At 69.5% G+C, this 1,524-nt stretch carries 1 protein-coding gene and 1 pseudogene; both read right to left on the reverse strand.

Annotated features, from left to right (window positions below):
• Nucleotides 1-301 precede the first annotated feature (301 nt).
• Nucleotides 302-532 (reverse strand): annotated as a pseudogene (locus AC2VON_RS22950) (FMN reductase); the annotation flags it as partial.
• 164 nt (nucleotides 533-696) lie between these two features.
• Nucleotides 697-1,524 (reverse strand): SDR family oxidoreductase (locus AC2VON_RS22955; protein WP_486954910.1); only part of this gene is annotated, 828 nt, incomplete at its 5' end.

The raw sequence follows: 1,524 nt of genomic DNA on the forward strand, positions 1-1,524 counted from the left end.
CTCGAAACACTACACCTGGGGGGTCGCGAGGTGAAGAGATACAAGATGTTCTGAATAACATTTCTGAAATTCCCTGGTCGTAAGCGTTGCCAGCCAACCGGGCCCGGCGTGTCGCGCGTCACAACCCCGGTTCGCCGTTGTGCCACGGATCGGTATATCAGTGCCCACCGACAAGCAGCCCGGACCTTCCCCGCGTGATGGCCAACAGCAAAGCCGTCGGCGCCGGGGCCGGCGGCTTTGTGGTTCGTCGTCGATGACGCTGCCGGCCCCCCGGCCTGCGGTTTGCCCGTTGCCGCAGCGCTCAGCCGACCTCGGCGACGAGCTTGCCGACAACCTCCCGCACAGTGGCCGACAGCTCGGCGCGTTCCGCCGGAGCCTTACCCTCCAGAGTTTTCAACGGGACGGAGAGCTTGATCGACTCGACCACCCGGGCACCAGCGAAGCCGAACGACTTGCGGGTTTCCTCGTGCGCCCAGACTCCGCCGTACTGGCCCATAGACCCGCCGATGACCGCCACCGGCTTGCCCTCGAGCCCGCGGGCCGGCGAACTGCCACGGCACACGCTCGCGACCCTGGGCGACGCGTGACAGAGCCTGGCCCGCAAATTGTGCGCAACGTGACGGACGGCTGGATCCGGCCATGTCGACCTCCACCGAGTCCTGGCCTCGGTCGAGTTGCGGCGCCCTCCAGATCCGGCTACTCGGTGCGCGACTCGAACTCGCCTTGCCGCGGCACCGCGCCGGGCCGCAAGGCGCGCATGAACGCCATGTTGACCCCGTGCATCGCCAGGCTGTAGGGCCACCAGGCGAATCGCTTGAAGGCGTAGAGCGCCCGGATGTCCGCCGAGGTGTAGATCAGATACCGGTTCTTGGCCACCCCGGCCACAATCTTGTCGGCCGCCCGTTCCGGCGACACGGCGTGGCCGCTGAAGCGGTTTACCCAGCGAGCGACCCTGGGGTCGTCGCGGTCGACACCGGCGATCTCGACGGTATCGATCAACGGGGTGCGCACCGCGCCCGGCACCACCACCGACACCCCGATGCGATGGCGGGCCAGGTCGAAACGCAGCACCTCGGAAAGACCGCGCAGCCCGTACTTGCTGGCGCTGTAGGCGGCGTGCCAGGGCAGCGCGACCAGCCCGGCCGCCGAGGAGACGTTCACCAGGCGCCCACCGCGTCCGGCCGCGACCATCGGCGGGACGAACGCCTCGATGACGTGGATCGGCCCCATCAGATTGACGGCGATCATCGTGTCCCACTGCTCGTGCGTCAGCCGGTCCACGGTGCCCCAGGCCGACACCCCGGCGATGTTCATCACCACGTCCATGCTCGGGTGCGCGGCGTGCACGTCGGCGGCGAACGCTGCGACCGCGTCGCGGTCGGCGACGTCGAGGACGCGATGCCCGGGCACCCGCGCGCCCAGCGCCCGCGCGTCGGCGACGGTGAGCTGCAGACCGTCGGCGTTGCGGTCGGTCAGGTAGAGCTGCGCGCCGTCGGCGGCCAGCCGCAGCGCGGTCGCGCGGCC

The organism is Mycobacterium sp. TH-M82 (assembly GCF_057473605.1).